General features: G+C 60.3%; 21 protein-coding genes and 1 pseudogene. All 22 read right to left on the reverse strand.

Annotation, left to right across the window (positions count from 1 at the left end; all coding sequences use genetic code 11):
• Position 1 precedes the first annotated feature (1 nt).
• Positions 2–598 (reverse strand): NADPH-dependent FMN reductase, encoded by a 597-nt coding sequence (locus D3879_RS00105; protein WP_119952119.1) that lies wholly within the window; start codon positions 596–598, stop codon positions 2–4.
• 106 nt (positions 599–704) lie between these two features.
• Positions 705–1460, reverse strand: coding sequence for a methyl-accepting chemotaxis protein (locus tag D3879_RS27725; RefSeq protein WP_420800889.1), 756 nt, complete (start codon positions 1458–1460; stop codon positions 705–707).
• A gap of 102 nt (positions 1461–1562) precedes the next feature.
• Positions 1563–3059: pseudogene (locus D3879_RS27730) on the reverse strand (methyl-accepting chemotaxis protein); the annotation flags it as partial.
• A gap of 183 nt (positions 3060–3242) precedes the next feature.
• Positions 3243–4712, reverse strand: coding sequence for an NADH-quinone oxidoreductase subunit NuoN (gene nuoN / locus D3879_RS00115; protein ID WP_119952121.1), 1470 nt, complete (start codon positions 4710–4712; stop codon positions 3243–3245).
• Between the two features lie 7 nt (positions 4713–4719).
• Positions 4720–6252, reverse strand: coding sequence for an NADH-quinone oxidoreductase subunit M (nuoM, locus tag D3879_RS00120; protein WP_119952122.1), 1533 nt, complete (start codon positions 6250–6252; stop codon positions 4720–4722).
• A 38-nt stretch (positions 6253–6290) separates the two neighbouring features.
• A complete protein-coding gene (gene nuoL / locus D3879_RS00125) occupies positions 6291–8144 on the reverse strand; it encodes an NADH-quinone oxidoreductase subunit L (RefSeq protein ID WP_119952123.1) in 1854 nt (617 codons plus the stop codon).
• Positions 8141–8449, reverse strand: coding sequence for an NADH-quinone oxidoreductase subunit NuoK (gene nuoK, locus D3879_RS00130; RefSeq protein ID WP_119952124.1), 309 nt, complete (start codon positions 8447–8449; stop codon positions 8141–8143). The genes nuoL and nuoK overlap by 4 nt, the downstream gene beginning before the upstream one ends.
• Positions 8449–8952, reverse strand: coding sequence for an NADH-quinone oxidoreductase subunit J (gene nuoJ, locus D3879_RS00135; protein ID WP_119952125.1), 504 nt, complete (start codon positions 8950–8952; stop codon positions 8449–8451). The genes nuoK and nuoJ overlap by 1 nt, the downstream gene beginning before the upstream one ends.
• Before the next feature lie 9 nt (positions 8953–8961).
• Positions 8962–9510 carry an NADH-quinone oxidoreductase subunit NuoI gene (gene nuoI / locus D3879_RS00140; protein ID WP_119952126.1) on the reverse strand — a complete coding sequence of 183 codons (549 nt, stop codon included), beginning with the start codon at positions 9508–9510 and terminating at the stop codon, positions 8962–8964.
• A 10-nt stretch (positions 9511–9520) separates the two neighbouring features.
• Positions 9521–10528 (reverse strand): NADH-quinone oxidoreductase subunit NuoH, encoded by a 1008-nt coding sequence (gene nuoH / locus D3879_RS00145; RefSeq protein ID WP_119952155.1) that lies wholly within the window; start codon positions 10526–10528, stop codon positions 9521–9523.
• Entirely contained in the window at positions 10528–13245 is a 2718-nt protein-coding gene (gene nuoG / locus D3879_RS00150; protein ID WP_119952127.1) for an NADH-quinone oxidoreductase subunit NuoG, read from the reverse strand. Before nuoG ends, nuoH begins: the two co-directional genes overlap by 1 nt.
• A gap of 160 nt (positions 13246–13405) precedes the next feature.
• Positions 13406–14770: an NADH-quinone oxidoreductase subunit NuoF gene (nuoF, locus tag D3879_RS00155; RefSeq protein ID WP_119952128.1), complete on the reverse strand. Its 1365-nt coding sequence runs from the start codon at positions 14768–14770 to the stop codon at positions 13406–13408.
• A complete protein-coding gene (nuoE, locus tag D3879_RS00160) occupies positions 14767–15264 on the reverse strand; it encodes an NADH-quinone oxidoreductase subunit NuoE (RefSeq protein ID WP_119952156.1) in 498 nt (165 codons plus the stop codon). Before nuoE ends, nuoF begins: the two co-directional genes overlap by 4 nt.
• A 13-nt stretch (positions 15265–15277) precedes the next feature.
• Positions 15278–17059, reverse strand: a complete 1782-nt coding sequence (gene nuoC / locus D3879_RS00165) for an NADH-quinone oxidoreductase subunit C/D (protein WP_119952129.1) — start codon at positions 17057–17059, stop codon at positions 15278–15280.
• A 62-nt stretch (positions 17060–17121) separates the two neighbouring features.
• Positions 17122–17796: a NuoB/complex I 20 kDa subunit family protein gene (locus D3879_RS00170; RefSeq protein WP_119952130.1), complete on the reverse strand. Its 675-nt coding sequence runs from the start codon at positions 17794–17796 to the stop codon at positions 17122–17124.
• 10 nt (positions 17797–17806) lie between these two features.
• On the reverse strand, positions 17807–18199 hold the full coding sequence (locus tag D3879_RS00175; RefSeq protein ID WP_420800890.1) for an NADH-quinone oxidoreductase subunit A: 393 nt from the start codon (positions 18197–18199) through the stop codon (positions 17807–17809).
• 529 nt (positions 18200–18728) lie between these two features.
• Positions 18729–18944 carry a DUF4442 domain-containing protein gene (locus tag D3879_RS27410; RefSeq protein ID WP_274381345.1) on the reverse strand — a complete coding sequence of 72 codons (216 nt, stop codon included), beginning with the start codon at positions 18942–18944 and terminating at the stop codon, positions 18729–18731.
• On the reverse strand, positions 18931–19221 hold the full coding sequence (locus D3879_RS27415; RefSeq protein WP_274381346.1) for a DUF4442 domain-containing protein: 291 nt from the start codon (positions 19219–19221) through the stop codon (positions 18931–18933). Before D3879_RS27415 ends, D3879_RS27410 begins: the two co-directional genes overlap by 14 nt.
• 110 nt (positions 19222–19331) lie before the next feature.
• Positions 19332–21332 carry a PhoX family protein gene (locus tag D3879_RS00185; RefSeq protein ID WP_119952132.1) on the reverse strand — a complete coding sequence of 667 codons (2001 nt, stop codon included), beginning with the start codon at positions 21330–21332 and terminating at the stop codon, positions 19332–19334.
• A 324-nt stretch (positions 21333–21656) separates the two neighbouring features.
• Entirely contained in the window at positions 21657–23252 is a 1596-nt protein-coding gene (locus D3879_RS00190; RefSeq protein WP_119952133.1) for an isocitrate lyase, read from the reverse strand.
• A gap of 517 nt (positions 23253–23769) precedes the next feature.
• The gene (locus D3879_RS00195; protein WP_119952134.1) at positions 23770–24579 is read right to left on the reverse strand and encodes a secretin N-terminal domain-containing protein; all 810 of its coding nucleotides are present in this window, start codon (positions 24577–24579) and stop codon (positions 23770–23772) included.
• Positions 24576–25214, reverse strand: coding sequence for a DUF7931 domain-containing protein (locus D3879_RS00200; RefSeq protein WP_119952135.1), 639 nt, complete (start codon positions 25212–25214; stop codon positions 24576–24578). Before D3879_RS00200 ends, D3879_RS00195 begins: the two co-directional genes overlap by 4 nt.
• Positions 25215–25292 lie beyond the last annotated feature (78 nt).

Raw genomic sequence — 25292 nt, forward strand, 5'->3', positions numbered from 1 at the left:
GTTACATACCGTTGGCGAATGCCGGGTTAGTCATGTCGATGGCCTCACGCACAGGCTTTAGCGCCGCGCTGTACTTCGCCAAGACGTCCAACTCGTAATCGATCCGTGCGTGCAGGCGCTGCTCGTCTTCGCTGGCCGCTTCCGGGCTGTTCAGGACTTTCTCGACATGCCGCACGATCAGGTGTTCGGGGATGTAGCAGAGGCGGCAATTCTTGTAACTGGAAGAACGTAATTCGCTGATCGGGTATGCCCCGCCGACGGCGGCAGAAACACCGACCAGCAAACCTGGCTTGTGCGCCAGTTCGGCTTTGCTGGCGTAGATAAAGAAATTCTTGATCGCCGGGCAGGCCATGCCGTTCCACTCGGGGGCGATGATAATCACCGCGTCGGCAGCTTTCAGCTGCTGCGCGTATAGGCTCCAAGGGCCGCTATCTTCACTGGGCCATAGCGGCAGTGGGACGAGGCCGAGGTCGATCACGCTGCTAATGTCTTCAGTGGTCTGTTCCAGCCGGATCAAGCGCTGCTGGAGAAAGCGTGCGACTTTGCCGGACTGGCTATTGTTACGGCTGGAGCCAGCGACTATGGCGAAGTTGAGCATTACGGACTTCCGTTTCGAGTTCAAAAAATAAGTCCGCGCAGGCTAGCGGGGGCCAGCCTGCGCGGCAAGGAGGGAGGCGCCAGTCTGGCGCTCGGATAGCGCCAGCTCAGACGCGAAACTGATCCATCAGACTCTGTTGATGGTTGGCCAGGCGGTTCAACGATTGGCTGACCTGTGCCGACTCATCGGCCTGCACGGAGATTGATTCCGTCACGTCGCGGATTGAGGCCACGTTGCGGTTGATCTCCTCGGCGACGGAGCTCTGCTCTTCGGCAGCGCTGGCGATTTGCAGGTTCATGTCGGTGATCACGCCTACCGCATCACTGATCCGCCGCAGAGCGGTAACGGCCAACTCGACCTGGGAAACGCTGCTTTGCGCCTGGCGGTGGCTACTGCCCATAGTGCTGACCACTTCACGCGTGCCATTTTGCAGGCCTTCGATGACCTGACGGATTTCCTCGACCGAATCCTGGGTGCGCTTGGCCAGGTTGCGAACTTCATCGGCCACCACGGCAAAGCCACGCCCGGCCTCACCGGCACGGGCGGCTTCGATAGCGGCATTGAGGGCCAGCAGGTTGGTTTGTTCGGCGATTGAGCGGATTACCTCCAGCACCGAACCGATCTGCTGGCTGCTGTTCGCCAAGCCTTCGACTTCCTGCATGGCGACGTTCATTTCGCTGGCCAGCAGTTCGATGGCCGAGGTGGTTTTGTCGATCACGCCAAGGCCTTCACGGCTGGCTTCGTCGGCGCTGCGTGCGGCCTCGGCGGCCTGGGCGGCGTTGTGCGCGACGTCTTGGGCGGTGGCGCTCATTTCTTGGAAGGCAGTGGCCACCTGATCGACTTCGCGATACTGCTGCTGCATGCCAGCACTGGTTTGGCTGGCAATCGCGGCGGATTGGTCGGCTGTGCCGCGGGCGTCCTGCACCGAGCGTTTGACGTCGGCAATGATCGGTTGCAGCTTGTCGAGAAAGCGGTTGAACCATCCCGCCAGTTCACCCAGTTCATCCTGCTTGGCATATTCCAGGCGGCGGGTCAGGTCGCCTTCGCCGGTGGCGATATTTTTCAGCATGGCGGCCACCCCGAGAATCGGCCTAATCACGCCACGAGCGGTCAACCACATCAGCAGCAGGCCGGCGATCACCGCGAGCAGGCCGATGGCCAAGGCCATTGAGCTGTCTGCGGTGCGGCGGCTGTCCAATTCGCTTTCCAACTGACGTGCCGGGCCGACTAGTACTTGTTGCGGCACCTCGAGCAAAACGCTCCACGGTTTGGATTCAGGAATCGGCAGTAGCGGTTGCAGCACCCGCAACATCGCACCCTGGCGCAGCATCTCGGCTTGGCCGGTGCTGGTCAAACGAACCAGCTCGGCGCCTTGTTCGGGGTAGCCGGCAGTCAGCGGTTTACCGAGCAGTTTGCTGTCGCGGCTGTGGCCGGCGAGTAGCCCGGCAGGGCTGATGATGCTGACATGTCCCTGGCCGTCATAGAGTTCTTGATTGGCCTTGCTGCTGATCTGCTGCAGGCTCGCCAGGCTGATGTCGACGCCGAGTACACCGATCACCTTGCCATTCACTTCCAACGGAAAGGCGATGCTGGTCATCAGGGTCTGCTGGCCGTTGACCTCATCCAGATAGGGATCGAGTACGCAGGCCTGACGAGTATCGCGTGGGCAGGTGTACCAAGCGTTATAGGGGGCGCCGCTGGGGCCAGCGGTGGTGTCGCTGAGCATCTTCTCGTCCAGCACCTCGGGCTCCAGCTTGCCGGGCGTGCTCTGTGACCAATACAGCGCAAAGCGGCCTTTATCATTGCTGCCCAGCTCGGCTTGATTAGCGAAGAGTTCGTCTTTGCCATCCAGTGCGTTGGCTTCAAACACCACATACAGGCCAAGCAAGTCAGGGTTAGCCTCCAGCGCGCTGCGGATTTGCCGGGTCATGTCCTCGCGCATGTCGAAGGCATCCAGAAAGCGTTTCTCAGCCTGATCCTTCAGGAACAGCACCTGCCGGGAAAAACCTTTGCCGTATTGGTAAGAGTCCATGAAGTAACGCTGGATGCGTAAGGCCTGGGATTCCCCACGGGCAGCCATGCGTAATTGTGCGGACTCTTCGAGCATGCGCGAGCTGGATGCTTTGACCAACTCGGCACTGCGTTTGGATTGATACAGCGACGCGCCCACCAGCAGGGTCACGATAGCCAGCAAACAGAGACCGGCGAGCAAGGTGATTTTCCACTGGATGGAGAGGCGGTTGAGAAACATGCGGTGTTCCTTCTTATTATTCGTCGGACTACAAGACTCATATCGGCGCATCGGAGCCTTTCTTGACTCGATCTGGCGCAGCGATAGAGCGCTACCTGGGTGTTTATTAGAGCGGCAGATATGCAGGCAATAATTATGCACAGTCTGCTCGAAATTTCGCACGGAGTATTTTGGACAGCCCGGAGCGCTCCCGGCTGAGTCTGCGTTCATTTTTCTGGGGTGCGGCTGGCTAGCCGTCACTAGCGCTTTGTTTGGAGATGGCCGTGAACGCCGTAATTGCCGGAGTCGGCATCATGCTGACCCTCAGCCTGTGCCGGGTGGCCGCCGTACCGATGTCATGTTGCCAAACAAAAAACCCGGCACTTGGCCGGGTTTCTTGTGTCACGCAAGGGGTTAGCCCGCGGCGATCAGGCCTGCTTGCTGCACCAGATCCAGCAATGGCTGGGGGTACAAGCCAAGGACGAATGCCAGCAGCGCGATAGCCAAGAGCATGATGCCGCCGGTGCGTTGACCCCAGTTGAAGGGCGCATCGTGGCGACGCAGGTTGGGCTCGATCAGGAACAGCGTGACCATCACCCGCAGGTAGTAGAAGACACCTATGGCGCTGCCGAGCACCAGAGAACCGAGCAGCCACCACTGCTGCGATTGCACGCCGACGGCGATCACGTAGAACTTGCCGATAAAGCCGGCAGTCAGCGGAATACCTGCCAATGACAGCATCATCACCGCCAGCACTGCGGTCAGGTACGGGCGACGCCAGAACAGCCCGCGGTACTCGTACAAGGCATCGCAATCGCGGCCCTTGAAAGGCGTGGACATCAGCGTGATAACACCAAAGGCGCCGAGGCTGGTCAGCACGTAGGTCACCAGGTAAACGCCAATCGCCTCGACGGCCAGGCCTTTGCTGGCGATCAGGGCGATCAGCAGGTAACCGAAGTGGGCGATGGAGGAGTAACCGAGCAGTCGTTTGAGGTTGTTCTGCATCAGGGCCAGCAGGTTGCCGATCAGGATCGAGGCTATGGCGATCACGCTCAGCGCATCGTTCAGCAGGCCGCCGCTAGCCGCCGGAGACAGTTGGAACAGCCGCAGCAGCACCGCGAATACCGCGATCTTGCTGGCGGTGGCAAGGAAGGCTGCCACCGGTGCCGGAGCCCCCTCATAGACGTCCGGTGTCCACAGGTGGAACGGTACCAGCGAGAGCTTGAAGGCCAGGCCGACCAGCATCATGCCCAGGCCAATCTGGGCCAATGCGCTCTGCATACCAGTTGCCGCGAGCTTGGCGCCGATCCCGGCGAAACTCAGGCTGCCGGCGTCGGCATACAACAGCGCCATGCCGAACAGCAGGAACGTGGAGCCGGCGGCTGAGAGCACCATGTACTTGATGCCGGCTTCCAGCGAGCGCTTGTCGAAGAAGGCGTAGGCGACCATGCCGTAGACGGGCACCGAGAGCAGTTCCAGGCCGATGAACAGGCCAGCCAGATGCTGCGCGCTGACCAGCACCATGCCGCCTGCCGCAGCCAGCAGAATCAGCAGGTAGAGTTCTTCGCGGTTACCTGGATAGCCAATCTTCGCATCACCCATATAGGCATGCGCCAGCGTCACACAGGCCAAGGTGGCGACCAGGGTCAGCGCCATGTAGAAGCAGGCGAAGTTATCCACCTGCATCAGGTCGGTGACTGCCAGCGGGGCCACTTTGAGTGCCGGGATGATCGACAGCAATGCCAGGTTGAGACCGACTACCGAGAGAATGAAGGTCTGCGAGTGGTTACGGCGCCAGGCAATCGCCAGCATTACGACGACGATGGTGGCGCTGACGACCAATAGTGGCAGAAGGGCGATGAAGTGTTGAGTGGTGAATTCCATAGCGCAACTACCGGGCCGAAGCGAGTTGAGTGAAAGCGGCGCCGAGCCACTGCTGAACGCCATGCATGGTGGCGGCGGAGGTATCGAGCACCGGCTGCGGGTAAACCCCGAGCAGGATCAGCAACACGGCCAAGCCAATCACCATGAGCAACTCGCGAGCGTTCAGGCCACGCAGTACCTGCTCGGACTTGCTCGGGCCGAAGTAGGCACGGTGGATCATGATCAGCGAGTAAACCGAAGCGAACACCAGACCAGGGGCGGCGATAACGGTGATCCACGGCACGCTCTTGAAGATACCGAGCAGGATCAGGAATTCGCCAAGGAAGTTACCGGTTGCCGGCAGTCCCAATGACGCGGCAGCGAAGAACAGACTGACCCCTGGCAAGTAGGCGATGCGTGACCACAGGCCGCCCATCTCACGCATGTCACGGGTGTGGGTACGCTCATAGAGCTGGCCGCAGATAATGAACAGTGCTGCCGCGGACAGGCCGTGGGCGAGCATCTGCAGCACCACACCTTGCAGGGCCAACTGGCTGCCGGAGTAGATGCCGATCAGCACAAAGCCCATGTGTGCGACGCTGGAATAGGCGACCAGGCGCTTGATGTCGGTTTGCGCGAACGCCAGGATGGCGCCGTAGAAAACCCCGATCAGCCCCAGGGTCATGGCAAACGGGGCAAACTCGGCCGAGGCATTCGGGAACAGTGGCAGGGCGAAGCGCAGCATGCCGTAGGCCGCGGTTTTCAGCAGAATACCGGCGAGGTCGACAGAGCCGGCAGTCGGCGCCTGCGCATGCGCATCCGGCAGCCAGGAGTGGAAGGGCACCACTGGCAGCTTGACGGCGAAGGCGATAAAGAAGCCGAGCATCAGGATGTATTCGCTCGTCGGCGGCAGTTCAGCTTTGAGCAACTGGGTGTAATCGAAGGTGATCACGCCACTCTGACTGTAATTGACGAAGACCAGGCCGAGAATCGCCACCAACATGATCAGGCCGCTGGCCTGGGTGTAGATGAAGAACTTGGTCGCGGCGTAAATCCGCGACTTCTTGCCATCCGTTGCACTGTGACCCCAGAGCGCGATGAGGAAGTACATCGGCACCAGCATCATTTCCCAGAAGAAGAAGAACAGGAACAGATCGAGCGCGAGGAACACGCCGACCACGCCGCCGAGAATCCACATCAGGTTGAGGTGGAAGAAGCCAACGTGGCGCTGGATTTCCTTCCAGGAACACATGACCGAGAGCACACCGAGCAGGCCGGTGAGCAGGATCATCAGCAGCGACAGGCCATCCAGCGCCAGGTGCACGTTGATGCCGAAACGCTCGATCCACTGGAGCTTGAACTCAAGGGCCCAGGTCGGGTCGGCGCCAGGGGCGGGGGCCAGGTTGTAGTCGCCGGTGAACCAGAGCCAGAGGCCGAGTCCCAGCAATAGAACCATGGTCAACATGGCGATCCAGCGTGGTGCGGTGGTGCCGAAGCGCTCCGCTTGCCAGCACAACAGGCCGCCGATAAAGGGGATCAGGATTAGCCAAGGCAGAATCATGACGGGCTCAATTCCTTTCGCAAATGCGCAAATTCATTTCAGACAGTGACCAGCAGTACGGCGCCCAGCACCAGTACTGCACCGCCAGCGATGGAGGCCGCATACCAGCGCAGATTGCCGGTTTCGGTACGACTCATGAGCTTGTGCCCACCCCGCGTCAGGCGCGGAATCAAGCCAATGCTGTGGTCGATAGGGTCATGGGCGAATAACTGGGTCAGCCACATATAGGGTTTGACGAACAGCTTGTCGTATAGCCAATCGAAGCCCCAGGCGGCGAACCACCAGGCCGAGAGAAAGCGTCCCGGTGCACTGGCGGCTAGTGCGCTGGCGAAACGGCGCTTGCCGAGGAACAGCAGCGCAGCCAGCAGAATACCGGCCAGCGCGATGGCGCCCGAGGCGATTTCCAGGCTGTGTTTGGCTTCGCCACCGGCATGCCCGACGCTCTGCGGCAGTACGCCGGCGAGTGGCGGGGTGATCAGCGCGCCGACGAAAGTCGAGAGTACGATCAGCAAAGTCAGCGGTAACCAATGGCTGATCCCTTGGCCTGCGTGCGCTTCGGTCTTCACTTCACCGTGGAAGGTGATGAAGATCAGCCGGAAGGTGTACAGCGAGGTCATGAAGGCCCCGGCCAGACCGGCATACAGCAGCGGCTCATGGCCACTGGCGAACGCCTCCCAGAGGATTTCATCCTTCGAGTAGAAGCCCGCGGTCAGCAGCGGTAGAGCCGCCAGTGCGGCGCCACCGACGATAAAGCTCGCATAGGCCAGCGGCAGTTTCTTCCACAACCCGCCCATCTTGAAGATGTTCTGCTCGTGGTGGCAGGCGACGATCACCGCACCGGAGCCGAGGAACAGCAGCGCTTTGAAGAAGGCGTGAGTCATCAGGTGGAAGATCGCCGCGTCCCAGGCACCGACACCCAAAGCCAGGAACATGTAGCCGATCTGGCTCATGGTCGAGTAGGCGAGGATACGTTTGATGTCGGTCTGTACCAGTGCGGCAAACCCGGCGAGCACCAGGGTGATGCCGCCGACTATGCCGACCAGTTCGAGAATGCTCGGTGCCAGGGCGAACAGACCGTGGGTCCGGGCAATCAGGTAGACGCCGGCGGTAACCATGGTCGCCGCGTGGATCAAGGCGGAGACCGGCGTCGGGCCGGCCATCGCATCGGCCAGCCAGGTCTGCAACGGTAGCTGAGCGGATTTACCGACTGCGCCACCAAGCAGCATCAGCGTCGCCAGGACCATCCAGGTATCGCCGGCAACGAACTTCTGTGGTGCCAGGATCAGCAGCTCCTGAATATTCAGAGTACCGAGCTGGACGAACAGAATGAACAAGCCGATGGCCATGAACACGTCGCCGATCCGGGTGACGATGAAAGCCTTGAGCGCTGCGTTACCGTTGGGCACGTGCTTGTAGTAGAAGCCGATCAGCAGGTAGCTGCACAGACCCACGCCTTCCCAACCGAAGTAGAGGAACAGCAGGTTATCGCCGAGCACCAGGAACAGCATGCTGGCGATGAACAGGTTCATGTAGGCGAAGAAGCGCGAGTAGCCCTCTTCCCCGCGCATATACCAGGAGGCGAACAGGTGGATCAGGAAGCCAACGCCAGTGACCACGCCGAGCATGGTCAGCGAAAGGCCGTCCAGGTAGAGGGTGAAGTTCGGTGCGAAGCCATCCACCGACATCCACTGCCAGAGCAGTTGGGTGTACACGCCACCTTCAGGCGGGGCGACGTTGAATTGCCAGATGATCCAGACCGTGGTCAGCGCGGAGAGTCCGACCGAACCCACGCCGATCAGCGCCGAGAGGTTTTCCGACCATCTGCCACGCGAGAACGAGAGCAGCAGGAAGCCGAGCAGGGGGAATAGGCAGGTTAGAAATAGAAGGTTCATCCGCGCATCTCGCTGGCAGCGTCGATATCGAGGGTGTGGAAGCGGCGGTACAGCTGCATCAGGACCGCCAGACCGATACTGGCTTCGGCGGCAGCCAAGCTCAGTACCAGAATGAACATGACCTGACCGTCAGGCTGTGCCCAGCGGCTGCCGGCGACGATAAAGGCCAGGCCGGTGGCGTTCATCATGATCTCCAGGCTCATCAGCACGAAGAGGATGTTGCGGCGCACCATCAGGCCAACCAGACCAAGGCAGAACAGCACGCCCGCGACAGCCAGGCCATGCTCCAGGGGAATTGAGTTCATCATTGTTCCTTCGCCTCGTGACGGCCGAGGTGGAAAGCCGCCACTATTGCGGCCAGCAGCAGCATGGACGCGAGTTCGACGACCAGCAGATAGGGGCCGAACAGGCTGATACCGACAACCCTGGCGTCCACGGTAGTCTGGCCGATCGCGCCAGCACTCGGGTTACCGAACAGCACATACAGCAGTTCAGCCAGCAGCAGCGCCGAGAGCAGCGCGGGGCCGCCCCAGATACCGGGCTTGAGCCAGGCGCGTTCCTGTTCGGCCGCGACTGGGCCGAGGTTGAGCATCATCACCACGAAGACGAACAACACCATGATTGCGCCAGCGTAGACGATGATCTCCAACGCACCGGCGAATGGCGCGCCGAGGGCGAAGAAGGTCATCGATACCGCCATCAGCGAGATGATCAGGTAGAGCAGGGCGTGTACCGGATTGGTATTGGTGATCACCCGCAAGGTGGACACCACGGCGACGCCTGAAGCGAAGTAGAAAGCGAATTCCATCGTTCGTCCTTAAGGCAGCAAGCTTTTCACGTTGATGGGCTCGGCTTCATTCTGCGCGGCGCCTTTCGGCTTACCGGCGATGGCCATACCGGCAACGCGATAGAAGTTGTAATCCGGATTCTTGCCTGGGCCGGAGATCAGCAGATCTTCCTTCTCGTACACCAGCTCCTGACGATTGAACTCAGCCATCTCGAAATCTGGAGTGAGCTGAATTGCAGTGGTCGGACAGGCTTCCTCGCACAGGCCACAGAAAATACAGCGTGAGAAGTTGATCCGGAAGAACTCGGGATACCAGCGGCCATCCTCGGTTTCGGCTTTCTGCAACGAGATGCAGCCAACCGGGCAGGCGACGGCGCAGAGGTTGCAGGCTACGCAGCGCTCTTCACCGTCGGGGTCGCGGGTCAGGACGATACGGCCACGATAGCGCGGCGGCAGATACACCGGCTCTTCCGGGTATTGCAGGGTGTCACGCTTGCGAAACGCATGGGAGAAGATCATTACCAGGCTGCGAACCTGGGTATAGGTGCCATGCACTATGTGAAGGATTTCTTTGATCATCTTCGTCTCCTCACTGAGCCACGCCGGACGGGCTGTTGGACAACACCAGCGCCGCGGTCACCAGCAGGTTGATCAAGGTCAGTGGTAGGCAGAACTTCCAGCTGAAGGCCATCACCTGGTCATACCGTGGGCGCGGAATAGAGGCGCGCAACAGGATGAACAGCATGATGAAAAAGCCGGTTTTGAGTGCGAACCAGAAGAACGGAATCGATGGCAGGAGACCGAACGGGCCATGCCAGCCACCGAAGAACAGGGTCACCAGCAGCGCCGAGATCAGCACGATGCCGATGTACTCGCCAACGAAGAACATGCCCCATTTCATCCCGGCATATTCGATGTGATAGCCGTCGGCCAGTTCTTGCTCTGCTTCCGGTTGGTCGAACGGGTGACGGTGAGTCACCGCGACGCCAGCGATAAAGAAGGTACAGAAGCCGAAGAACTGCGGAATGATGAACCACAGGTTCTGCGCCTGGTAGTCGACGATGTCGCGCATATTGAACGAGCCAGCCTGCGCCACGATGCCCATCAGCGCCAGGCCCATAAAGACCTCGTACGACAGAGTCTGAGCCGAGGCGCGTAGGGCGCCGAGCAGGGCGAACTTGTTGTTGCTCGACCAGCCGGCGAACAGCACGGCGTACACCGACAGGCCGGCCATGGCGAAGAAGAACAACAAGCCGATGTTCAGATCCGCGACGCCCCAGGTCGGGGTGATCGGGATGATCGAAAAGGAGATCAACAAGGCGCTCATGGCCACCACCGGCGCCAGGGTGAAGATCACCTTGTCGGCGAACGGTGGTGTCCAGTCTTCCTTGAAGAACATCTTGACCATGTCGGCGGCGATCTGAAACATGCCGAACGGCCCGACCCGGTTCGGGCCGTAGCGATCCTGCCAGAGTGCCAGCAAACGGCGTTCGACCCAGCTCAACAGCGCGCCACAGATCACCACCGCGAGCAAAATCACGATGGCCCGGATCACGGCCAGGATCACGTCAAACACTTCAGGAGTCAGCCAATTCATCATTGCGCGGCCTCCTGCAGGGAGTCGGCGGATTTGCCGGCGAGTGCCGGTGGAATTCCAGCCAGGCCAACCGGCAAGGCCACCAGGCCGGCGCACAGCTCTTCGCTAATGCGTAGCGGCAAGCGCAGCGCCTGCCCGGCCACGTTCAGGCTGAGCATGGCACCGTCATTCACACCCAGACGATCCGCCTCGGATTTAGCCAGGGCGACATACGGCTGCGGAATGCGCTCTTGTACCGGCGCGGCGCGGGAAGAGTTCTCTTCGCTGCCGAACAGGTGATAGAACGGCACCACTTGCCAGGTACCCGGAGCTGGATTGAAAGGCTGCGGAGCGCTGGCAAACCAGGATAGGCCGTCGCCTTTCGGCTCGATCAGGCGTGCGCCCGGATCACCGGCGCGCAGATGACCACCGACTTCGGCCTGGAATTTGTTCCAGGCTTGCGGCGAGTTCCAGCCCGGCGACCAGGCAAAAGGAATCTGCTGACGCGGCTCGGCGGAACCCGAATAGCCTTCCATGGAGAAGGCGAACGCGGTGTCTTTGTCCTGCGAGGCACGCGGCTCATGCACGTTGATGTCGGCCCGCATGGCGGTACGACCGCTATAGCGCAGTGGCTCACGCGCGAGTTTCATGCCCTTGATGCGGAACGAAGCACTAGGGGCCGCATTGCGGATACCGGCCAGGAGCGCTGTGCTTGCCGCGGTGGCTTCCGTCACGTGGTCAAGCAACGTCCAGTCCACCGGCTGATCCAGCAAGGTGCTGCGCAGGGCGTGCAGCCAGCGCCAGCCTTCGTGAACCATGACATTGTCGTTGTAGTAGGCCGGATCGTAGACCTGGAAGAAACGCTGAGCGCGGCCTTCCTGGCTGACCAGGGTGCCGTCGCCTTCGGCGAAACTAGCGGCTGGCAGAACCAGATGGGCGCGGGCAGTGGTGGCGGTTTGCTGATGGTCAGCCACGATCACGACTTTGGCGGCCTGCAAGGCAGCATCGACCACAGCAGCATCGGCGCGGGTGTAGAGGTCATTTTCCAGAACCACCACGGCATCGGCCTTGCCGGCGATCAGCGCTTGCAGCGCAACGTCAGCCGACTCTCCACCCAGCATGGCCAGGCCGAGGCTGTTGGCTTCGGACACCACCAGGCTCAGCGAGCCATTCTTCTCACGCAGCTTGAGCGCTTTAGCGATGTTCGCCGCCGCCTCGATCAAACCTTTATTGCCCAGCGAGGTGCCGGCGATGATCAGCGGACGCTTGGCCGCGAGCAGGGTCGCAGCAATACGTTGAGCCAGTTCGGCCGCTTCAGGATCGAGGTTAGCCACGGCCGGCGCGCTGGCATCCAGCGCGTGAGCTACGGCGAAACCGATGCGGGCCAGATCGTCCGGCGCGGAATGCACGCACTCTTCGGCCACGTCGTCGAGGCGGGTAGCGTCCAGGCTGGCTATGAACAGTGGGTTCAGCGCGTGCTGGCCAATGTTCTGCACCGCAGCATTGAGCCAGGGCTGAATCTTCATGGCGTCGGCCATGTCCTCGGCTTTGCCTTTGACCGACTGGCGCAAGGCCAGGGCCATACGCGCGGCGGTCTGGGTCAAGTCTTCACCGAGCACGAATACCGCATCGTGCTCTTCGATTTCGCGCATCGTCGGAATCGGCAGCGGGCTGTTTTGCAGTACTTGCAGCACTAGGCGCAGGTTTTCCAGCTCATTGGCGCTAATGCCGGAGTAAAAGTGCTCGGCGCCGACCAGTTCGCGCAGGGCGAAGTTGCTTTCCAGGCTGGCGCGCGGCGAGCCAATACCGACGATGTTGCGCCCGCGCAGCAGTTCGGCGGCCTTGTCCAGGGCGCCATCCAGGCTCAGTTGGACGTTACTGCCAACCAGTTGCGGCTGGCGTGGGCGGTCTTCGCGGTTGACGTAGCCATAACCAAAACGACCACGGTCGCAGAGGAAGTAGTGGTTCACCGAGCCGTTGTAGCGGTTCTCGATACGGCGGATCTCGCCGTAGCGCTCACCGGGGCTGATGTTGCAGCCGCTCGAGCAGCCATGGCAGATGCTCGGGGCGAACTGCATGTCCCACTTGCGGTTGTAGCGCTCGGAGTGGGTTTTGTCGGTGAACACACCGGTCGGGCAAACCTCGGTGAGGTTGCCGGAGAATTCGCTTTCCAGGGTGCCGTCTTCGACGCGGCCGAAGTAGACGTTATCGTGGGCGCCAAATACACCGAGGTCGGTACCGCCGGCGTAGTCCTTGTAGAAACGTACGCAACGGTAGCAGGCGATGCAGCGGTTCATCTCGTGGCCGATGAACGGGCCGAGCTCCTGGTTCTGGTGGGTGCGTTTGCTGAAGCGATAACGGCGCTCGTTGTGGCCGGTCATTACCGTCATATCTTGCAGGTGGCAGTGACCGCCTTCCTCGCACACCGGGCAGTCGTGTGGGTGGTTGGTCATCAGCCATTCGACGACGCTGGCGCGAAACTGCTTGGCTTCCTCGTCGTCGATGGAAATCCAGCTGTTATCGGTGGCCGGAGTCATGCAGGACATGACCAGACGGCCGCGTTTATCGTTCTCGTCGCTGTACTGCTTCACCGCGCACTGGCGACAGGCGCCGACGCTACCGAGCGCCGGATGCCAGCAGAAGTAGGGGATGTCGAGGCCGAGCGAGAGACAAGCCTGTAACAGGTTGTCCGCACCGTCGACTTCGAGCGCTTTGCCGTCTACGTGGATAGTGGCCATGGTTCAGGTTTCTTCTTTAATCCGCCCGAAGGTGGACTTGGCTAATGGAATGCTTTTTCTCCCCTCTCCCCTTGGGAGAGGGGGCGGGGGTGAGGGGTAATGGCGCGCAATCGGCCAACTTCCCTCACCCCAGCCCTCTCCCGGAGGGAGGGGGGGTTCTTTACGCGCTGACCACTTCGGCCCGCACGGCCGGACTGCTCTGACGGGCGATACCCGCTTCGAACTCCGGACGGAAGTATTTGATGGCGCTGCCCAGCGGCTCCACGGCACCCGGCGCGTGCGCACAGAAGGTCTTGCCTGGGCCGAGGAAGTTGACCAGTTGCTCGAGGGTTTCGATGTCGCCGGGTTGCCCTTGGCCGCTCTCCAGCGCTCGCAGCACCTTGACGCTCCACGGCAAACCGTCGCGGCAAGGGGTGCAGAAACCACAGGATTCGCGGGAGAAGAACTCCTCCATGTTGCGCAGCAACGAAACCATGTTGACGCTTTCGTCCACCGCCATGGCCAGGCCGGTGCCCATACGGGTGCCGACTTTGGCAATCCCCGCGGCATACATCGGTGCGTCCAAATGTTCCGGCAACAGGAAGCCGGTACCGGCGCCGCCTGGCTGCCAGGCTTTCAGCTTGAAACCATCGCGCATGCCACCGGCGTAGTCCTCGAACAGTTCGCGAGCCGGCACGCCAAACGGCAGTTCCCACAGGCCAGGGTTCGTCACCTTGCCGGAGAAGCCCATCAGCTTGGTGCCCATGTCTTCACTGCCTGGGCGAGCCAGGGACTTGTACCAGTCGACGCCGTTGCCGACGATCGCCGGCACGTTGCACAGGGTCTCGACGTTGTTCACGCAGGTCGGCTTGCCCCATACGCCAACGGCGGCCGGGAAGGGCGGCTTGGAGCGCGGGTTGGCGCGGCGGCCTTCGAGGGAGTTGATCAGTGCGGTTTCTTCGCCACAAATATAACGCCCGGCGCCGGTGTGGACGAATAGCTCGAAATCGAAACCGCTCCCGAGAATGTTCTTGCCTAGCAGGCCGGCGGCCTTGGCTTCCTCGACGGCGCGATTGAGGTTGGTCGCCGCGTCGACGTACTCACCACGCAGAAAGATGTAGCCGCGATAGGCTTTCAGCGCGCGAGCACTGATCAGCATTCCTTCAATCAGCAGGTGCGGCAGCTGCTCCATCAGCATGCGGTCTTTCCAGGTGTTCGGTTCCATCTCATCCGCGTTGCACAGCAGGTAGCGGATGTTCAGCGATTCGTCCTTGGGCATCAGCCCCCACTTCACACCAGTGGGGAAGCCGGCGCCGCCACGACCTTTGAGGCCAGAGTCTTTGACGGTCTGGACGATGTCGTCCTGGGACATCTGGGCGAAGGCTTTACGTGCAGCGGCGTAGCCATATTTGGCCTGATACTCGTCGAGCCAGACCGGCTCGCCGTCGTCACGCAGGCGCCAGGTCAGCGGATGGGTTTCTGCCGTGCGGGCGATCAGGTTGGCGGGGCCGAAGGAGGTCAGGCGCTTGGCTGAGGTGGATGTCATGCGTAGGCCTCCAGCAGTTGGGCCACGTCGTCCGGCTGTACGTCGCCGAAGGTGTGGTCGTCGATCATCAGTGCCGGCGCCTTGTCGCAGTTGCCCAGGCAGCAGACTGGCAGCAGGGTGAAGCGGCCATCTTCGGTGGTCTGGCCGAGGCCGATACCGAGTTGCTGCTGGATGCTGCTGACTACGGACTCATGGCCACCGATGTAGCAGACCATGCTGTCGCAGACGCGAATGATGTGGCGGCCGACGGGCTGACGGAAGATCTGACTATAGAAGGTCGCAACACCTTCGACGTCGCTGGCCGGGATACCGATGATTTCGCCGATGGCGGCAAGGGCGCCATCCGGTACCCAGCCACGGGCGTTCTGCACGATTTTCAGCGCTTCGATGGACGCCGCGCGCGAGTCTTCGTAGTGGTGCAGCTCGTGCTCGATGGCCGAGCGCTCGGCATCACTGAGGATAAAACGGTCGGTTTGAATCAGCGTGCTGTTCATGGTCTGGGGCATATCAGCGGTCCACGTCGGCCATAACGAAGTCGATACTGCCCAGGTACGCGATCAAGTCCGCCACCATGCTGCCGCGGATCACCGAAGGGATCTGTTGCAGGTGTGGGAAGCTTGGCGTGCGAATCCGGGTGCGGTAGCTCATGGTGCCGCCGTCGCTCGTCAGGTAATAACTGTTGATGCCCTTGGTCGCCTCGATCATCTGGAAGCTTTCGTTGGCCGGCATCACCGGGCCCCACGAGACTTGCAGGAAGTGGGTGATCAGGGTTTCGATGTGCTGCAGCGTGCGCTCTTTCGGTGGCGGCGTGGTCAGCGGGTGGTCGGCCTTGTACGGACCTTCCGGCATGTTGCGCAGGCACTGGTCGATGATGCGGATGCTCTGACGCATCTCTTCCACGCGGACGATGCAGCGGTCATAGGCGTCGCCATTGTGGGCCAGCGGTATCTCGAACTCGAAGTTCTCGTAGCCGGAGTAGGGGCGAGCCTTACGCAGGTCGAAGTCCAGGCCGGTGGAGCGCAGGCCGGCGCCGGTCACACCCCACTCCAGCGCTTCCTTGGTGTTGTACTGGGCGACGCCTACGGTGCGGCCTTTGAGAATGCTGTTCTTCAGGGCGGCCTTCTCATACTCGTCGAGGCGCTTGGGCAGCCAGTCGACGAAGTCCTTGACCAGCTTGTCCCAGCCGCGCGGCAGGTCGGCGGCGACCCCGCCGATGCGATACCAGGCCGGGTGCAAGCGGAAGCCGGTGATGGCTTCGATCACCGTGTAGGCGCGCTGGCGGTCGGTGAAGGTGAAGAACACCGGCGTCATGGCGCCGACGTCCTGGATATACGTACCGAGGAACAGCAGGTGGCTGGTGATGCGGAAGAACTCGGCGAGCATCACGCGGATAAAGTCCACCCGGTCCGGCACCTTGATCCCGGCCAGCTTTTCCACCGCCAGCACGTAGGGCAGGTTGTTCATCACCCCGCCGAGGTAGTCGATCCGGTCGGTGTAAGGAATGAAGCTGTGCCAGGACTGACGCTCGGCCATCTTCTCGGCACCACGGTGGTGGTAGCCGACTTCCGGTACGCAATCGACGATCTCTTCACCGTCCAGTTGCAGGATGATGCGAAAGGCACCGTGAGCCGAAGGGTGGTTCGGCCCGAGGTTGAGGAACATGTAGTCCTCGTGCTCACCGTAGCGCTTCATGCCCCAGTCTTCCGGCTTGAAGCGTGCGGCTTCTTCTTCCAGGTTTTGTTTGGCGAGCGAGAGGCTGAACGGATCGAATTCGGTGGCGCGCGCCGGGTAGTCCTTGCGCAGCGGGTGACCTTCCCAGGTCGGCGGCATCATGATTCGGGTCAGATGCGGGTGGCCGGCAAAGGTGATGCCGTACATGTCCCAGACTTCGCGCTCGTACCAGTTGGCGTTGGGCCAGATGCGGGTGGCGGTTGGCAGGTTCAGGTCGCCCTCGGATAAGGCCACCTTGATCATTACGTCACTATTACGCTCGATCGACAGCAGGTGGTAGAACACACTGAAGTCGGCGCCGGGCAGGCCGCGACGCTGGGTGCGCAGGCGCTCATCGACTCCGTGCAGGTCGTAAAGCATGACGTAAGGCTTGGGTAGCTGACGCAGGAAGGTCAGGACTTCGATGAGCCGTTCACGGGTAACCCAAAGTACCGGCATGCCGGTACGGGTCGCCTGGACGGTGAAGGTCTCAGCGCCAAAGCGGGAATTCAATTCAACGACGACGTCTTGGTCGTCGGCCTTATAAGGCGGGATGTACAGAGCGGTGTCTGCAGTCATGGTCTCGGTCGCTTTCAGTCAACGTAAAGAGTGAATCTGGCTTTCTTTTGGAAAGGGCTAGATCACACTTCGTCGGGGCTGCGCAGGTTGGTAACCTGAATACGCTGTTCGCGGCGCGCATCCTTTTGCGACGGCATGTCGGCGCGATAAACGCCTTGATCACCGACGACCCAGGAAAGTGGGCGGCGCTCCTGGCCAATCGATTCCTGCAACAGCATCAAGGCTTGCAGAAAGGCTTCGGGGCGTGGAGGGCAGCCAGGTACATAGACGTCCACTGGGAGGAATTTATCGACCCCCTGGACTACCGAGTAAATGTCGTACATGCCGCCTGAGTTGGCGCACGAACCCATGGAAATCACCCACTTGGGTTCGAGCATCTGCTCATAGAGACGCTGGATGATCGGCGCCATTTTGATGAAGCAGGTACCGGCGATCACCATGAAGTCAGCCTGACGTGGTGATGCACGAATCACTTCGGCACCAAAGCGGGCGATGTCATGGGGGGCGGTGAAGGCGGTGGTCATCTCCACGTAGCAGCAGGACAGGCCGAAGTTGTACGGCCATAGAGAGTTTTTACGCCCCCAGTTGACCGTCGAATTCAGCACGTCCTGCAGTTTGCCCATATAGATGTTGCGGTGGACCTGGCCTTCTAGCGGATCGGGAACTGTCTCCCGCTCGCCGATCGGATACTGCTCATTAGGCGCATCCGGGTCGATCCTGGTGAGTTTGTATTGCATCGCCAAAGCCTCATTGTTTTAGCTTCGCCTGCCGCTTGCGGCGACCTTCGGGAGCCCAATCGAGCGCCCCGATCCGCCAAAGGTAGACAAGACCTGCCAACAGAATTGCTATAAAAATTGCAGCTTCGATAAAGCCGGCCCAACCGCTTTCGCGAACGGACACCGACCAGGCGAAGAGAAAGAGGGCTTCAACATCGAAGATCACGAAGAGCATCGCGACCAGATAGAATTTTGCCGACAAGCGCAGACGAGCACTGCCAGTAGGGAGCATCCCGGATTCGAAGGGCTCGTTTTTGCTGCGCCCCCAAGCCTTGCTACCAAGCAGGCTGGATACGCCGAGCATGAAGGCGCACAGGCCTACGACACCCAACAGGAAAATAGCGAAGCCCCAGTTGTGGGACATAGTGACGACAGCTTCAGCAGGCATGCCGGTACTCCTTAGACAAGGAACGGCGATTTCATTTAAAAAGTGGAAGTTGCCGGTAGCTAATGCTTAGCCTGCAATCTATCCCTCTAATTTTATGCGTGTCTGCCTTAGTAAGTAAATTTTTCCTTAAAAAAAATTAACTTAGCGGCCAGGTTATGGTCTTTTTGCTCGGCTATAGCCCAGAGATGGCGGGCTTCTGCGGCGGTCTACGGCCTTAGTCGTACATTCACGAGCTATGGGCTTATGAGGAGGAGATTTCATGAGGATGATATTCATTATTATTTATAGGCTTCCGGTCTTGCTGCAAATCTCGAGTTACCGACTTGTATCCGCGTTGCAAATAGATGTTCCGGCTCGGTGCTGAGCCTCTACCCCTAATCAATGTTGCGGTAAAACTACCGTGTGGCCAGCCATCCGGGGGATGGTGTGACGTTTCCTTCTGTCGCATTCAAAGGAATGGCTGGGCTGCATAGTTGCTGCCTTCCGTGTGAGTGAGAGGTGCGACTTAGCGTTTCTTGCTCACCCAGGCCCAGACCATTTCACACTGGATAGGTTGGATACCAGTTTCGTCGGTAACGCTGACGGCTACCGTCACTTCGCCTTTGTCCTGGGTGCGGATAGCCTGGATTTGCTCCGAACTAAGACTGGCAATGGCCTGCAGGGCACCGCTGGCGCGCTTTTGGTAGTCGACCTCTGTAGGAGCGGATTTATCCGCGAACAAGAGCGACTCGGTGCTGCCCCATCGCGAATAAATTCGCTCCTACACTCAGTAATGCCATAGCCGCCGCGTGCACGCCTTTGATGTGGTTTTGTACCTTGCGCTGGTTGGTGATGCTCATGACTGCGCGAGTCTGAGTCAGTTCATGTACACGTATCTTGGCGGTGCCGGCGAATTTCACTTGCGAGCCGAACACCAAGGACAGTGCTGGACTGTGCAGGATCTTGGGGAGCTTGTAGATGGTTGCGACGACGCGACTCAACCGGTTGGTGGCGGGCATTGCGGGCTCTGTTGAGATGGTCGAAGTGTAACTGGCGGCGAATCTGTCACAGGAAAAAGTGACCGGCCAGGGCTGGCCGGTCACGCGTATTTGGCATTTCGGCCAGTCTGTTAGAGCAGGCGGCGATTGTCCTCGCGGGTGATGATTACCGTCGCAGAACGTGGTCGTTTGCCTGGGCCGTCCGGCCAGGTGCCGAGCAAGTTGCTGGCGGTCGAGCCTTCACCTGGGTGCTGGATGTTGATGAACAGCGTGCGAAAGTCCGGAGTGGCGGCGATGCCGGTCACCTCGGCGCCCTGCGGGCCGACCAGAAAGCGTTTCATCTCCCCGGTTTTTGGGTCGGCCACCAGCATCTGGTTGTTGCCGAACGGTCCGGTGCTCAACTGGCTGCCGCTCATATCGGTCTGAATCCACAACCGGCCTTCGTCGTCAAACCAGAGTCCGTCCGGGCTGGCGAGGATGTTCGAGGCATCCAGCGGCGCGCCGTTCGGAGCGCGGCTGTTCGTTTCCGGGCCAGCGAGGAGGAACAGGCTCCAGGTGAAGCGGGTGCCGGCGTGGCCGCGGCCTTGTTCGTTCCAGCGGATGATATGGCCGTAGGCGTTGGCGGGGCGCGGGTTGGCGGCGTCGGGGGTGGTGCGCGAGCTGTTGTTGGTCAGGGTGAAGTAGACCTCGCCGGTATCCGGATGCACGGCACCCCATTCCGGGCGGTCCATCTTGGTAGCGCCGACGATATCGGCGGCCAGACGGGTGTTGATCAAGACTTCTCCCTGGTCGGCGAAACTCACGCCGGCGCTGGCGCAGGCGGCCTGGAAGGAGGCATCGGCGATATCCAACGGCAGCCATTCGCCGCTGCTATCGGCGTTGAAGCGCGCCACATAGAGCGTGCCCTCATCCAGCAGGCGGCCATCGCTGCGGCCGGGGCGGTATTTGTCGCGGCTGACGTACTTGTAGATGTATTCGTTCTGCGAGTCGTCGCCGGAATAGCAGACCACGCGTTTACCGGGTTTTACCGGTGCGAAGATCAGGCCTTCGTGGGCGAAACGGCCAAGGGCGGTGCGTTTGACGGGCACGGAGTCCGGGTCGAAGGGGTCTATCTCGACGATCCAGCCGAAGTGATTGGGCTCATTGCGATAATCGCCACTGGCATCGGCGGCCTTGCGGGTCGCATCGAAGCGCTCGAACTCATCACCTGGCAAGGTATCCCAGCCGAAGCGGCTGGTACTGCGCAGGCCATAGCGCTTCAGCTCGCGGGGTAGTTCGGCATCGCGGGTGGCGAAGTAGCCGGCCCAGTTCTCCTCGCAGGTCAGGTAGGTGCCCCATGGCGTGAAGCCATTCGAACAGTTGTTCTGGGTGCCGCGGGTGGCTTTGCCTTCGGGGCTGTAGCGGGTGCGCAGCAGGGCATGGCCGCCAGCAGGGCCGCGGATCTGCATCGGCGTGGCGGCGGTAATGCGGCGGTTGCGCGCGCTGGGCAGGACTTCCCAGTCGCCGCGTACATTGCGCCGAATTTCTACGACCGAAACGCCATGGGCGTTGATTTCCTTGCGAACTTCCTCGGCGCTGACCCGCTTGCCGTTCACGCTGGTTGGGCCATTGGGGTGCAGCAGCGGCGCGTCGATGTATTCGTGGTTGAGGACCAACAGACCGTGGTCGCTCTTGTGACCGCTGCCGCGCTGAGCGTCTATCGGGAAGAAGTGCATGCCGTCGTGGTGCATGCCGATTTGTTCCGCCTGGTCTTGGGCGCTGTTACTGGCGTCATCGAGAAACGCTGGGTAGCGGCCGGTAATTGGCGTGCCCCAGGGGATAAAAGGGGTGGCCCTGTAACCCGCGGGCACCGTGATGCTGTCGGCGCGGCTAATGGCCACGGGGGTAAAGGGCAGGCGCGTGCGCGGCTTGAAGGGAAAACCTAAAGCTTTGCTGGATTGTTCGGCAGCCTGCGTGGTGCCGGGAAGGCTGACTCCGAGGAAAGCTAGAGCGCCGAGCGCTGCGCCGCCTGCGAGCACCTGGCGACGGCCGAGGTCTGCGATCAGCTCGTTGATATGTGGGTTGCTGGAGTGGTTGCTGGGTAGCTCATCACCGCTACCAAACAGCGCGGTGTCTTTGTTGTCAGGGTTCAAGATTGGGCTCCTCAGGGCAAGTTGACGGAGCCTTGACACTAACGAGGTAAAACGACGAAGTAATGACAGTGGTTGTGCGGTTTTGCACAAAAACAAAAAGCCGCGCGAAGGCAGGGTTTCTGATCAGGCTGGTAACTATTTCTGAGTCAAGCCGATTAGCGTGGCCGCTCATGGTGAATCAGTCGTCCTGGCAGGCCTCCACAAACAAGCCTCTAAGTCGTGGTCATGAGTCATCAGGCACAAAAAAGGCGAGCCGAAGCTCGCCTTTTTCTAACACCTTAAGCCGAAGCCTAATGAATCAATCCAAGCCAACTCTAAGAAGAATTAGTGGAATTGGTTCATGGTGTTGTCTTTACCGCTGGCCTTCAGGGCAGCTTCGCCGGCGAAGTACTCTTTGTGGTTGTCGCCCAGGTCGGAACCAGCCATGTTCTGGTGCTTCACGCAAGCGATGCCCTGACGCAGTTCTTGACGTTGAACGCCTTTCACGTAGGCCAGCATGCCCTGGTCTGCGAAATACCCTTTGGCCAGGTTGTCGGTGGACAGCGCGGCGGTGTGGTAGGTCGGCAGAGTGATCAGGTGGTGGAAGATGCCCGCTTCGCGGGAACCATCACGCTGGAAGGTACGGATCTTCTCGTCAGCCACTTGAGCCAGTTCGGTTTCGTCGTAGTCGACGCTCATCAGCTTGGCGCGGTCGTAGGCGGAAACGTCTTTGCCTTCGGCTGCGAACGCATCGAACACTTGCTGACGGAAGTTCAGGGTCCAGTTGAAGGACGGGCTGTTGTTGTAAACCAGCTTGGCGTTCGGAATGACTTCGCGGATGCGGTTAACCATGGCGGCGATCTGGCCAACGTGCGGCTTCTCGGTTTCGATCCACAGCAGGTCGGCACCGTTCTGCAGCGAGGTGATGCAGTCCAGTACGCAGCGGTCTTCGCCAGTGCCAGCGCGGAACTGGAACAGGTTGGAAGGCAGACGCTTCGGACGCAGCAGCTTGCCGCCACGGTTGATCACCACGTCGCCGTTGCCCAGGTCGGCAGCGGAAACTTCTTCGCAATCCAGGAAGGAGTTGTACTGGTCGCCCAGGTCGCCCGGTTGCTTGGTCACAGCGATTTGCTTGGTCAGACCGGCGCCCAGGGAATCGGTACGAGCAACGATTACGCCGTCGTCAACACCCAGTTCCAGGAACGCGTAGCGAACAGCGTTGATCTTGGCCAGGAAGTCTTCGTGCGGAACGGTTACTTTGCCGTCTTGGTGGCCGCACTGCTTCTCGTCGGAAACCTGGTTTTCGATCTGGATGCAGCAAGCACCGGCTTCGATCATTTTCTTGGCCAGCAGATAGGTGGCTTCCGGGTTACCGAAGCCAGCGTCGATGTCGGCGATGATCGGTACTACGTGAGTTTCGTAGTTGTCGACTTTGGCCTGGATCTCAGCGGCTTTGGCGGCGTCGCCAGCAGCGCGGGCTGCGTCCAGATCGGTGAACAGCAGGTCCAGCTCGCGAGCGTCTGCTTGACGCAGGAAGGTGTACAGCTCTTCGATCAGGCCGGAAACGGCTGTTTTCTCGTGCATGGACTGGTCGGGCAGCGGGCCGAAGTCGGAACGCAGCGCGGCAACCATCCAGCCGGACAGGTAGAGGTAGCGCTTGTCGGTGGTCTTCAGGTGCTTCTTGATGGAGATCATCTTCTGCTGACCGATGAAACCATGCCAGCAGCCCAGGGACTGGGTGTACACAGACGTGTCGGCATCGTACTCAGCCATGTCTTTGCGCATGATGGCTGCAGTGTACTTGGCGATATCCAGACCGGTTTTGAAGCGGTTCTGAGCGCGCATACGGGCGACAGACTCAGGGTTGATAGCGCTCCAGCTGCTGCCTGCGACTTCTTTCAGGGCGGCAACTGCTTTGATGTCGTTTTGATAAGCTGACATGGTCAATCCTTCAAAGTTGATGATTGCTTGAGCACGAAACTTCCCGTCCAAAACCTAACTGCAGAAAAGTTTTGTCGCGGGCGGTATAACCGCAGGCGCCGAAATGTCGACGGAGACGAGATTGAAACCAAGGAGGGGGATGAAGAGACGAACAGTTCGATGACGACAGCTGCTGTGGATGACCGAAGTCACTTGACGCTTACCGGCTCGTGGATGCCGTTGGGCGACTCAGTAGGCTGAATCTGTCTATCTGGCTGATACGCTAAAACGCTTCCCCGTCCCTCAGGACAACTTCGTTCCAGTCGCAATCTCGTCGAACTGCCTTGTGAGCGGTAAAACACGGATCGGATCTACGGTAAGTAGAGCTCGGTCCGGAGGCCCATGCCAGGGCCCCTGATTAGCGGGAGCAGGGCAATAATGCCCTCCGCAAACAGCTTCGTCAAACGTTTTGTAGTGGTTTTTTTTCACTACTACATAATTGCCAAAGGGTGACTGTGCAGTCAGGCGCAGGGCATCACTAATCCATCGTCTCGACCTTCAGCCGTAGCGTCATGTCTTCGCGACCCTGGGTCGAGCGATGTTGTAGAAACTCGCGTTGATCAGCCTGTGAGTCCTCGTTGACGCCGCCAATGGTTATCCATTCGCCGAGGCGGCCGGTGACCCGGGTATCGGTGCTTTGCACGTTGATCGCGCCAGGCTGGGTTTGGCTGAGGCGGTCATTGTTGTTGCTGATGCTGACATGCACCAGATCACCGGTAAGGCTGGCGGTGACGTAAAAGCCACGGGTGACATCGCGGTATTCGGTGTTGTTGTAGACGCCCCCGTAAGGGTCGGTAGTGGTGGTGGTCAGCGGTACGCTTTGGCCGACCTGAATCAGCGCCGGATAGCCCTCGGTGGTCTGTACCTGCTGGGTGCCGCCGCCACGGCTCGCGGTGCTGCGGCGAATGATGCGCACCTGGTCGCGGCCGTTGATTTCGCCTTCGCCGGCCTGGATGTCCACACCGCCGGCGCTGGCTGAGCCATTTACGGAGTATCCGCGGTCATTCTGGTAGTTCGACTCGCTGGTATCGACGCTGATAAGCAGCCGTCTGGGCTGGGTGTCCAATTGCTCGAGCAGGTCACGCACCTCCTGGATCTTCGTCGCTGGCGCGTTGACAACTAATTGGTTGCCATAGGTGCTGACCCGGCCCTCATTGCCGAGTACCGACTGCACTACGGACAAAACCTCTTCGGCGGTGCGGTAGTTCAGCGCAATGACCTCGGTCGCGGCCAGCAGCGGCAGGCTGAAGACAAGCAGCAGGGCGGCGAGTAGGGTGCGTGGGGTCATAACAGAAAGCTCCGCAGATCGGGGTCGGTGATGCTGGTGTCCCAGGCTTGGTCGAACTGCGTTTGGCGCAAGCGGACGCGAGCAGGGTCATGGTAGAGAGCGTAGCCAGCGTATTGGTCGAGTTCCGGGCGCAGTAGCAGGCCGTTGCCGTCAGCCAGCAGGAAGGCGATCTCTTCGCTTGGGTAGCTCGGGTGTAGCTTGCGGATCTGCAGGTTGCTGGGTAACCGACGCGCAAGTTGCAGCAAGCGGTGGCCTTCTTTCACTGCGCGAGTAGGGTCGCGCAAAAGGATGCGCAGACGGTTTTTCGGATGAGCCAGGAGGAAGTGTGTGCAGGCTTCCTGAACGCTGCTGTGGTGATAGAGCCAGGGTTCGAGATCAGCACTGTAGAGGCACAGCCTGCGCTGGGCCTGCTGTAATAGCGCCAGGGCATGGGCGCGGGCATCTGCCGGCTGGCTAAAACGCTCCATTGGCTGGTGGCTGCCAAGGATGAAGGGGGCAGGCTCCCTGCGTTCGGCTTCAGGCAGCGCTGTTTGCGGGTTATGCACAGTAAAACGCCCCGGTGACTGGAATTCGATGGCCGGCAGCTCTACTGGTTCGGCGTCGTTTTCAAGTGACGGGGCGTTTTCGTCGTTCATCGTGACCTCTAGGAGCCTGTCTGGCTTAGGGCTACCCTACTGCGAAAGCCTGGATATTGGCTGTTTTTCCCACTCAAG

Origin of the sequence: Pseudomonas cavernicola (assembly GCF_003596405.1) — a bacterium.
In the GTDB taxonomy this organism is placed as follows: Bacteria; Pseudomonadota; Gammaproteobacteria; order Pseudomonadales; family Pseudomonadaceae; genus Aquipseudomonas; species Aquipseudomonas cavernicola.

Bases quoted from the DNA above. Each gene is read 5' to 3' on its own strand.
- D3879_RS00200 (WP_119952135.1), bottom strand. From the start codon at position 25,214: ATGAACGACGAAAACGCCCCGTCACTTGAAAACGACGCCGAACCAGTA.
- nuoF (WP_119952128.1), bottom strand. From the start codon at position 14,770: ATGACATCCACCTCAGCCAAGCGCCTGACCTCCTTCGGCCCCGCCAAC.
- nuoN (WP_119952121.1), bottom strand. From the start codon at position 4,712: ATGGAATTCACCACTCAACACTTCATCGCCCTTCTGCCACTATTGGTC.
- D3879_RS00190 (WP_119952133.1), bottom strand. From the start codon at position 23,252: ATGTCAGCTTATCAAAACGACATCAAAGCAGTTGCCGCCCTGAAAGAA.
- nuoE (WP_119952156.1), bottom strand. From the start codon at position 15,264: ATGAACAGCACGCTGATTCAAACCGACCGTTTTATCCTCAGTGATGCC.
- nuoM (WP_119952122.1), bottom strand. From the start codon at position 6,252: ATGATTCTGCCTTGGCTAATCCTGATCCCCTTTATCGGCGGCCTGTTG.
- D3879_RS27725 (WP_420800889.1), bottom strand. From the start codon at position 1,460: ATGCAGCAGCAGTATCGCGAAGTCGATCAGGTGGCCACTGCCTTCCAA.
- nuoG (WP_119952127.1), bottom strand. From the start codon at position 13,245: ATGGCCACTATCCACGTAGACGGCAAAGCGCTCGAAGTCGACGGTGCG.
- D3879_RS00170 (WP_119952130.1), bottom strand. From the start codon at position 17,796: ATGCAATACAAACTCACCAGGATCGACCCGGATGCGCCTAATGAGCAG.
- nuoI (WP_119952126.1), bottom strand. From the start codon at position 9,510: ATGATCAAAGAAATCCTTCACATAGTGCATGGCACCTATACCCAGGTT.
- nuoJ (WP_119952125.1), bottom strand. From the start codon at position 8,952: ATGGAATTCGCTTTCTACTTCGCTTCAGGCGTCGCCGTGGTGTCCACC.
- D3879_RS00195 (WP_119952134.1), bottom strand. From the start codon at position 24,579: ATGACCCCACGCACCCTACTCGCCGCCCTGCTGCTTGTCTTCAGCCTG.
- D3879_RS00175 (WP_420800890.1), bottom strand. From the start codon at position 18,199: ATGTCCCACAACTGGGGCTTCGCTATTTTCCTGTTGGGTGTCGTAGGC.
- nuoC (WP_119952129.1), bottom strand. From the start codon at position 17,059: ATGACTGCAGACACCGCTCTGTACATCCCGCCTTATAAGGCCGACGAC.
- D3879_RS00105 (WP_119952119.1), bottom strand. From the start codon at position 598: ATGCTCAACTTCGCCATAGTCGCTGGCTCCAGCCGTAACAATAGCCAG.
- D3879_RS27415 (WP_274381346.1), bottom strand. From the start codon at position 19,221: ATGCCCGCCACCAACCGGTTGAGTCGCGTCGTCGCAACCATCTACAAG.
- nuoK (WP_119952124.1), bottom strand. From the start codon at position 8,449: ATGAACTCAATTCCCCTGGAGCATGGCCTGGCTGTCGCGGGCGTGCTG.
- nuoL (WP_119952123.1), bottom strand. From the start codon at position 8,144: ATGAACCTTCTATTTCTAACCTGCCTATTCCCCCTGCTCGGCTTCCTG.
- nuoH (WP_119952155.1), bottom strand. From the start codon at position 10,528: ATGAATTGGCTGACTCCTGAAGTGTTTGACGTGATCCTGGCCGTGATC.